The following is an 8,999-nucleotide window of genomic DNA, read 5'->3' as shown; positions in this document are numbered from 1 at the left end:
TGGCGACAAAGTGGCGGCAGAAAGTCCTAATAAGTAACATTGAGGGTAATAGGAAGTGATATAAGTGGTTGTTTTAACAATAAGTTATTGATTTGAAAAACAGGCAAAAAAAAGACCGAATACGATTCCTATATTCGGTCTAGGGAAATGGCTCTTGGGAGAGAGCCGTGCGCTAAAAGTTGGCATTAATGCAGGCGGTTAAGCCGTACAACTTAAAGAGTAGCCGAGGCCTGACTATTTTCCACTCAGTTTGAAACATAGTGATAATAACAATGATGTATTATTCTCATTGTGTGACAACATACGCAAAACATAGGATTAACATCAGGCAGTTACCGGCTGCACGGCGATTCAGCAAAGCGTCTCGGCTTTGGCGATAAACGGCGCGAGGCTCATTTTTTGCCCCGGATTAGCCGGATCGTCTAGCCAGATTTTCTCCAGCGGCACGGCCTGAACCTGGCGGTTTTTAACCTGCTCTTTGGCGACGTCGTTCAGAGGATATTGCGCCAGTGTACTGTCGTTAATGATATATAGCGCGTTACCGGGACGGCATTGCAGCATGACTTCTTCACGCGTAAAAGCCCAGGCTTTGCCATATTGCAGGCGACTGATCGTTTCAACCTGCGGCGCCGCAAAACTGCTGGCAGATAAGGTTAGCAACACGCAGGCGAGCAGTGTTTTCCTCATGATTTTTCCTCAGTAAATAGTAAATTCTTCATGCTTTTCAGCCCGGTGCAAGTGTTGCAAACCAGCTCACCGCCAGTAAAACCAATAATGCCAGCCCCCATTCGAGCCACGTCATCAAGATGAAATGGCGCTGGGCCAGCTCCGGCTGTTTACCCATTAACGGCACCAGCCGGTAACGGTTGAAAATGGCGATGCCGCACATGATCCCGACCAGCGCCACTTTAATGACCAGAAGACGCTGATAAAGCGAGGTCATATCGACCGGCCAGCGTTGCAAAATAATCGCGGTATTCAGAATACCGGTCAGGATAACCAGCGCGACGGCGGCGTGGCCCAAGACCGAAAACCGGATAAGCGTGGCAATCGCATAAGGGCGTGTCGCAGGTTGTCGCGTATATAACATGCAGGTCAGCAGCGGGTATAAGCATCCGAACCAGTAAGCCGCGCTGAGCAGATGCACGACATGATTACTCCGGTGTAACAGCCCCAGCGCGCCATCATGCATCGCCGCATGGCCGATCAGCGCCTGACTCATCAGTAAACCGAGGGCACACAAAAAGATGATCACGTTGCGTCCCGGCAACCAGTCCATCAGCATGACCAGCAATAATGCTGCCGTCAGTAAAAGATGCCACCGCCAGACGTCACCAAACGACGTCGTGAGCACCAGCAGCCAGACGTTCAGGTTCAGCCCGTCACCCCAACCGTTTCCCATCTGCGCGGCCTGAATTGCGAGCATTCCCACCGACGTCACCGCCGCCAGAATGCCGGACCACATCATCAGAGACTGATTTTTACGCAGCAATACGGCAGAAAAGCCCTGCGGTGCCAGTAAGGAGCAAAAGACGCTCAAGCCAAAAATTTGCATCAGTGAAGCAAAGTGGACAAACCGGCACAGGACAAACATGGCAGTCAGGCTCATCGTTTATTTAACGGTGAAGCTGTACTGACCGTGTGTTTTATGACCATCAACGGAGACAACGCTCCACGTTACCAGGTATTTACCCGACTTCAGCGTTTCCGGAAGCGGGAGAACCGCCTGAGTTTTGTCATTCGCCGCGAGCGTCATAGAACCGGTTTTAACGGTTTTATTTTCTGCGTCGGTCAGCGTAATTTTGCTGAAATTAGGTTCGATGCCTTCGCTAAAGCCCAGTGACAATTCGGACGGGCTGACGGTGACAACGGTGTCGGCGGCGGGCGTTTCTGTTTTCAGGTGTGCGTGGGCAGAAGCCTGCTGTGAGATAAATCCGCCCAGCAAAACAGCTGAGACTGCCAGTGCACGGCAAAGAGAAGTGGTTTTTTTGAACACGATAATTCCTTGGCTTGCTTAACGATGAATTTATAACGCCGTCACTTTATCGCAAACCGCTCCAAAACGTTTGTCAAAAAAACATAAAAAAACGCAGAGGCCTGAGCACTCTGCGTTTTTATGAACCACAACCACAGGAAAATTAGCCTGCCGGAGCCTGTGCCACCATGTTCTTCAGATCTTTGTCTACGAAGAACAGGCCGTTACCGGTGTTGCTGACCAGAGCCAGTTTATCGAGAACGGATTTGAACAACGTTTCTTCTTCATGCTGTTCAGCAACATACCATTGCAGGAAGTTGAAAGAAGAATAGTCTTTCAGCGTCATGGACAAATCGGCCAGTTCGTTGATTTTCTGGGTGATCAGTTGCTCATGCTCATAGGTTTGTTTGAACAAATCAGTCAGAGATTCAAACGACACCGGCGGAGCAGCAATCGCGCCCAGCAGAGGTAATGCGCCGGTATCGCTGACGTATTTGAACAGGCGATGCATGTGATCCATTTCCTCCATGGAGTGCTGTTTCAGGAACGCCGCTGCGCCTTCGTAGCCTTTATCGCTGCACCATGCACTCATCTGCAAATATAAATTGGCAGAGTAAAACTCGAGGTTCAGCTGTTCGTTCAGCTGGTCGATCATTTCTTTTTTAAGCATGATGCGGCTCCATAAAATAAATTAAGGCAGATGAATGGGGTTATTTACCCGCATTATGCCCGCATCAATACAAAATAAAAACACCCGATTCACATTATTAATCATGCAGGCAACAATATAAATTAACGCATTGAATTTAATGAAATTTATTTTCATTAAAATATGCACTAATGATAATCATTAACATAAAGGATGTTATTAAAAAGAATCATTCTTATTTAAATACCCTGCTTTACTCTTTCCGTTGAATATAATTATCACTTAGATTTCGGGAATAATTCTTATTTACTCAATAACACTAGGGTATCGCGCCAACAACACAGGGGATAATAAAATTCTAAAGACAACATTCACCCTGCGCAGGGTGTCGGGTACAATGCGGCGAAATGGTTTAGCAGGAAACAACAATGAGCATCAATCTGGCCGAAATCAGCAAAGACGAGATGGACCGCATTAACGTCGATCTCGCCGCATCAGCTGTCGCTTTTAAGGAACGTTACAATATGCCTGTTGTGGCTGAGATGGCTGAACGCGAGCAACCTGCGCATTTGCGCACTTACTTTCGTGAACGGGTCATGTTTTATCGCGGGGAATCACATAAATTTTCCCGTTTACCTTACGAACCTAAGCAAAAATAAGCGACGGCTTTGCGGGTAAACGGGAGCACAGAAAACGTTAACGCCGGGTGGCGAAACGCTGGTTAGTACGGATCAATTGATCGAGGATCCCAGGCTCGTCAAACGAATGCCCTGCCCCTTCGATGATGTGCAGTTCCGCTTCCGGCCAGATCTGTGCCAGGTCCCAGGCGTTTTGCACCTGACAGGCCATATCGTAGCGGCCGTGGACAATAACGGCGGGAATATGGCGGATGCGATCTACATTGCGCAAAAGCTGATCGTCGCTGTCCAGAAAACCCAGATGCGTGAAGTAATGGTTTTCGATGCGGGCAAACGCCAGCGCGAAGTCATCCTCGCCGAAAGATGACGAACCTTCCGCAGGCAGAAGCGTCACAGTCTCCCCTTCCCACAAGCTCCAGATTTTCGCGGCTTCCAGCTGAACGGCGAGATCTGCCGACGTCAGGCGTGCACGATAGGCGGCGATGACATCCTTGCGTTCCTCATCATTTAAAATCGACAAAATACGCTGCCATTTTTCAGGGAAGAAACGGGATGCGCCATCCTGGTAATACCAGGTCAGTTCCTGCTTACGCAGGGTAAAAATACCGCGCAGAACCATTTCGCTGACACGTTCAGGATGCGTTTCGGCATAAGCAAGTGCGAGCGTTGATCCCCACGAACCGCCAAACACCAGCCATTTCTCGACACCCGCTAATTTACGCAAGCGTTCAATGTCTTCGACCAGATGCCAGGTCGTGTTGTTGTCAAGACTGGCGTGAGGTTTTGAACGCCCGCAGCCACGCTGGTCAAACAGCATGACGTCATAATCATTGGGATCAAAAAGTTGCCGGTGAACCGATGAGCAGCCCCCGCCCGGCCCGCCGTGCAGAAATATCGCTGGTTTACCTTCCGGGTTTCCGCTGCGTTCCCAGTAAATCTGGTGTCCATCGCCCGTATCAAGCATGCCGCTGGCATACGCTTCCAGAGGCGGATACAACCCTTTTAATTTTGGCATGACATTTCCTGTTCTATTCGGCCAGTGTATTGATTGATGTGCTCGCCTGTTAATAACAGCGCATCGGTCCCGCCGCGACAAGTTGTTATGACCAAAAATCGTTATTTCATATGCTGTTCGCATACTTATCACGCAATTTAGCTTGCAAGCTTGCTGCCCGTGAAACCAAAACTGCGAAGATGACAAAAGAAAAACGTGCAAAGCTGCTTGCAACTGACACGAAATAGGCAGTAAATAGCTGAGCAACCCAATCCACCAGCTTTAAAGAGAGGCGATTATGAGTAAAGGAATGGATAGCAAAAAAAATGCGAAGAAAAAGCCACTGAAGACCCCTGCTGAGAAGAAGGCTGAGAAAAAAGCCAAGAAAGCAGCTGCCTGATAAAGTTCCTTCGTAGAATAAACCCGCTGAACGCGGGTTTTTTTATTCCCCCGTCATACTTCAAGCCGCAGATGCGTTAGCTGCGCTCACTCACCCGAATCACTGACCCATGTCAGCTCATCGGGATTCGCTCACTTGCCGCCTTCCTGCGACTTGAATTATTTCAGGGGAACCTGTTATTTTTTCGCTGCCAGCGACAGAACAAAGGCATATTCCAGCGCGATATCTTCGTAAGCCTTGAAGCGCCCAGATTTACCACCGTGGCCGGAATCCATATCCGTGTGCATCAGCAGCTGATTGTCGTCAGTTTTGACATCACGCAGTTTCGCAACCCACTTCGCCGGTTCCCAGTATTGCACCTGTGAATCATGCAAACCGGTAGTCACCAGCATGTGCGGATAAGCCTGCGCACGCACCTGATCATACGGGCTGTATTGCAACATATAGTCGTAATACGCTTTGTCGTTAGGATTACCCCACTCGTCATACTCGCCGGTCGTCAGCGGAATAGACTCATCGAGCATGGTGGTGACAACGTCGACAAAAGGAACCTGTGCAACGATGCCGTGGAATAAATCTGGAGCCTGATTAATTACCGCCCCCATCAGCAAACCACCGGCGCTGCCGCCCATCGCGTAAACCTGCCCTGCATCGCCGTAACCTTCAGCCACCAGTTCTTTTGTTACATCGATGAAATCGTGGAACGTGTTGAGTTTTTTAAACAGTTTGCCGTCGTCATACCATTGCTGGCCCAGTTCTGCTCCGCCACGGATATGGGCCAGTGCGAAAACAAAGCCTCTGTCGAGAAGGCTCAGGCGGCTGCCGCTGAAAGCCGGATCCATGCTGCTGCCGTAGGAGCCGTAGCCGTAAACCAGTAACGGATTTGTGTTTGGCTTGAACAATTCACGGCGGTAAACCAGTGAAACCGGGACTTTCACGCCGTCGCGCGCTGTGACCCAGACGCGTTCGCTGCGGTAATTCGTCGCATCAAAATCTTTCACTTCCTGCTGTTTGAGCAACGTACGGTCATGCGTGTCGAGATCCAGCTCAAAGAGCGAACTTGGCATGGTCATCGACGAGTAGCCGTAACGCAGCAACGACGTATCCGGTTCCGGGTTGTACGCCAACCAGGTGGTATACGTAGGGTCATCAAATGCCAGTGATTTTTCCTCACCGCTGGTCCAGTGGATCTGGCGTAGCTGCGTCAGCCCCTGATGGCGTTCTTCTACCACCAGCCAGTCGCGGAACAAACTAAAACCTTCGAGCATGACTTCAATGCGCGGTGCAATCAGCGTCTGCCACTGCGCCTCGGTGGCGTTTACACTTTTATAGAGACCAAAGTTTTTACCGTCTTTGTTCGAACGGATATAGAAGTGGTCCAGATAATGATCGAGCGCGTATTCATGATCTTTACGGCGCGACAGGAACACTTTCGGCGTCGCCTGCGGATCATCGGCATCCAGCAACAGGATCTCGGACGTCGTGGTGCTGTCGAGGTGGATCAGGATGTATTTTTCTGAGGTGGTTTTATCAAGCCCGACGTAAAACGTGTCGTCTTTTTCTTCGTAAACCAGTTTGTCCGTTTTCGGATCTGTGCCGACGACGTGGCGGTAAACCTGATACGGCAGCAACGTTTTCTTATGCTTACGAACGTAATACAGCGTCTGAGAATCGTTTGCCCATTCGCTGCTGCCGGAAGTGTTTTTCAGCAGATCGTCAGTCCAGGTTTCATCATCCAGATTTTTAATGCGAATGTCGTACTGGCGGCGGGACAGGAAATCTTCGGCCACGGCCATGAGTTTATTGTCCGGGCTAATGTCTAAGCCGCCCAGCGTATAAAACTCGCCATCGCTGGCACGTTCATTTCCGTCGATCAGCGTCTGCCATTGTTCATGTTCGGCGGTGGGCTGACGCAGATAAATTGCGTATTCGTTGCCCGGCTCGTAGCGGGTCTGATAACGGTAGCCGTGTTTGACGTAAGGAACGGAGTGATCCTGCTGCGCAATGCGCGCGACCATTTCCCCGTAAAGCGTTTCACGCAGCGCCTGATGGGGCTGCATCGCCTGATCGGTGTATTCGTTTTCTGCCGTCAGATACGCCAGAACCTGAGGATCGGCGCGGTCATCGTCACGCAGCCAATAGTAATTATCGACACGGTCATCCCCGTGTACGCTCAGTGTTTGCGGGCGTTTTTCAGCCTTTGGAGGTGTCATCATCTCGGATCTCTTTGTCCTCTTTATGGTGTGACAAGAGTGACAGGTTTAGACGGGGAAACCAAGAGACGGAATGTGCGGGAATTAGCGGGAATGTGCGCCCGTCAGGGGTTGCGGGCGCAGGGGAAAAACTCAGACCGGCGTGCTGTAACTGATTTCACCGAGCTGGCAGTTAAGCGTGACGTCGTACGTCTTGTCGGCATGATCACCGCGGACTTTCAGCGGGATATCCCATTTCTTGTTATCACCGGTGATGCTGCCGGCATCAACCCATGCAACCGGCGTTGAGGTGCCGAGCGCTTTTTTATCAGCATCCCAGCGCGGAATGCGGTTTTGCAGAAAATCGCGTTTCACCAGCGCCGCGAGTTCATCTTTCGTCGCATTCGCGCAAGGTGTGACCGTCGCCGTTCTCACTTCAGGCTCATCGGCCTGAGCAGTCTGGACCAGACCGCTCATTCCTGCGACTGCCATTACCGCGCTCAAGATTATCTTTTTCATCGTTCGTCTTCCCAGTCTTTGTCTTTTATTACGCTGACCTTGCCGGAACAATAACCACACACACCGAAAGGTCATCACTTGTGTCAGACAATATAATCATCAACAAGCCAATAACACAACATTAACAATCAGACGAACAATGTAAAACGCGACATAACTCTTTTAGCGTAAAATAATCGCTTTGCAGTTTTTGCCTTTAATTTTCCCTTCCAGCAGGCGTTGCAGGGCTTTCTTCGCACTCTTCTGACGGATAGCAACGTAAGCGTGGATCGGGAACATATCAATTTTACCGACTTCTGCCGCGGTCAGCCCGGCATCGCCGGTCAGCGCGCCGAGAATATCGCCGGGACGGATTTTGGCTTTACGACCACCGTCGATACACAGCGTGGCCATTTCAGCATCCAGCGCCACCGGCGTTGCCGCCAGCGCCTGCGCGGCAGGTTGCCAGGTGAACCGCTGACGGGTGTAATCTTCCAGCGCCGTCACGCGTGGCATTTCCTGCGGAGTCACCAGACTGACCGCCAGACCGCTGGTTCCCGCACGCCCTGTACGGCCTACACGGTGAACGTGAACTTCCGGGTCGAAAGACAGTTCATAGTTGATGACCAGACCTAACTGTTTGATGTCCAGCCCGCGCGCCGCAACGTCGGTTGCGACCAGCACACGGCAGCTGCCATTGGAGAAACGCACCAGTACACGGTCACGGTCACGCTGCTCGAGGTCGCCGTTCAGCGCCAGCGCACTGATCCCTTTGGCCGCCAGCGCGTCACACACTTCCTGGCAGTCACGCTTGGTATTGCAGAACACCACGCACGATGTCGGCTGATGCTGGTACAACACCGCCGCCAGCAGGGATAAACGCTGATGTTTATCCGCTTCGATAAACACCTGCTTGATGTCTGCCACATCATCTTCGCCTTCAATTTCCACTTTCAGCGGTTCGCGCTGGAATTTGGAGCTGATGCGTTCAATGCCGTCCGGATACGTCGCGGAGAACAGCAGCGTCTGGCGGGTTTGCGGCGTATAGCTGACCACATCTTCGATATCTTCACTAAAACCCATGTCCAGCATGCGGTCGGCTTCATCGAGTACCAGCACTTTCAGATCATCCAGCTTCAGCGTGCCTTTGCGCAGGTGTTCCTGAATACGGCCCGGCGTGCCAACCACGATGTGTGGCTGACGGACCAGCGATTCGTTCTGAGGGCCGATTGACTGGCCACCGCAAAGGGTCAGGATTTTGATGTTCTGGGTAAAACGCGCCAGACGACGTAATTCTTTACTGACCTGATCGGCCAGTTCGCGCGTCGGACAAAGCACCAGCGCCTGCGCCACAAACTGTGAAACGGTGATGCTGTTCAGCAAACCAATGCCGAAAGCGGCTGTTTTACCACTGCCGGTTTTGGCTTTGGCGCGGACGTCCTGACCTTGCAGGATAGCGGGCAAAGAGGCTTCCTGAATCGGGGTCATTTCGGTGTAACCCAGTTCATTCAGGTTGGAAAGTTGCTCAGCGGGCAATGTCAGGACAGAAAAGGAATGCGTGCTCAAGGCGATAACTCTTTATGTGAGGCAAAAATCGGGGCAGCGGCAGAAGATCTGGCGCCATGGTTTGCTAAATGATAACAGAGACGCCCG

The 8,999-nt window shown here is 51.2% G+C and carries 9 protein-coding genes; 1 reads left to right on the top strand and 8 read right to left on the bottom strand.

The window, feature by feature from the left end; all coding sequences use genetic code 11:
* Positions 1–351: 351 nt before the first annotated feature.
* The 4 genes from GW579_RS14800 to ftnA all read right to left on the bottom strand — a co-directional run bounded on the left by GW579_RS14800 (position 352) and on the right by ftnA (position 2,645).
* The gene (locus GW579_RS14800) at positions 352–687 is read right to left on the bottom strand and encodes a YebY family protein (RefSeq protein ID WP_152325663.1); all 336 of its coding nucleotides are present in this window, start codon (positions 685–687) and stop codon (positions 352–354) included.
* 37 nt (positions 688–724) lie between these two features.
* Positions 725–1,609, bottom strand: a complete 885-nt coding sequence (copD, locus tag GW579_RS14795; protein ID WP_165059682.1) for a copper homeostasis membrane protein CopD — start codon at positions 1,607–1,609, stop codon at positions 725–727.
* 3 nt (positions 1,610–1,612) lie between these two features.
* Positions 1,613–1,999, bottom strand: coding sequence for a copper homeostasis periplasmic binding protein CopC (gene copC, locus GW579_RS14790; protein ID WP_420821543.1), 387 nt, complete (start codon positions 1,997–1,999; stop codon positions 1,613–1,615).
* Between the two features lie 139 nt (positions 2,000–2,138).
* Positions 2,139–2,645, bottom strand: coding sequence for a non-heme ferritin (gene ftnA / locus GW579_RS14785; protein ID WP_095921401.1), 507 nt, complete (start codon positions 2,643–2,645; stop codon positions 2,139–2,141).
* A 407-nt stretch (positions 2,646–3,052) separates the two neighbouring features.
* Between ftnA and GW579_RS14780 the strand changes: the two genes are divergently transcribed.
* On the top strand, positions 3,053–3,283 hold the full coding sequence (locus tag GW579_RS14780) for a DNA polymerase III subunit theta (protein ID WP_152325660.1): 231 nt from the start codon (positions 3,053–3,055) through the stop codon (positions 3,281–3,283).
* A 37-nt stretch (positions 3,284–3,320) separates the two neighbouring features.
* Here GW579_RS14780 and pip read toward each other — a convergent pair whose 3' ends face one another.
* From pip to dbpA, 4 genes are all read right to left on the bottom strand, one after another.
* Complete coding sequence (gene pip, locus GW579_RS14775) at positions 3,321–4,277, bottom strand: prolyl aminopeptidase (RefSeq protein ID WP_165059678.1); 957 nt, start codon at positions 4,275–4,277, stop codon at positions 3,321–3,323.
* Between the two features lie 555 nt (positions 4,278–4,832).
* Entirely contained in the window at positions 4,833–6,872 is a 2,040-nt protein-coding gene (locus tag GW579_RS14770) for a S9 family peptidase (protein WP_165059676.1), read from the bottom strand.
* Positions 6,873–7,001: 129 nt separating this feature from the next.
* Positions 7,002–7,367 carry a protein YebF gene (yebF, locus tag GW579_RS14765; protein ID WP_152325657.1) on the bottom strand — a complete coding sequence of 122 codons (366 nt, stop codon included), beginning with the start codon at positions 7,365–7,367 and terminating at the stop codon, positions 7,002–7,004.
* Between the two features lie 162 nt (positions 7,368–7,529).
* On the bottom strand, positions 7,530–8,912 hold the full coding sequence (gene dbpA / locus GW579_RS14760) for an ATP-dependent RNA helicase DbpA (RefSeq protein WP_152325656.1): 1,383 nt from the start codon (positions 8,910–8,912) through the stop codon (positions 7,530–7,532).
* Between the last annotated feature and the right edge of the window lie 87 nt (positions 8,913–8,999).

Source organism: Rahnella contaminans (assembly GCF_011065485.1).
Taxonomy (GTDB): Bacteria; Pseudomonadota; Gammaproteobacteria; order Enterobacterales; family Enterobacteriaceae; genus Rahnella; species Rahnella contaminans.
This window is presented reverse-complemented; position numbering and strand designations above follow the sequence as displayed.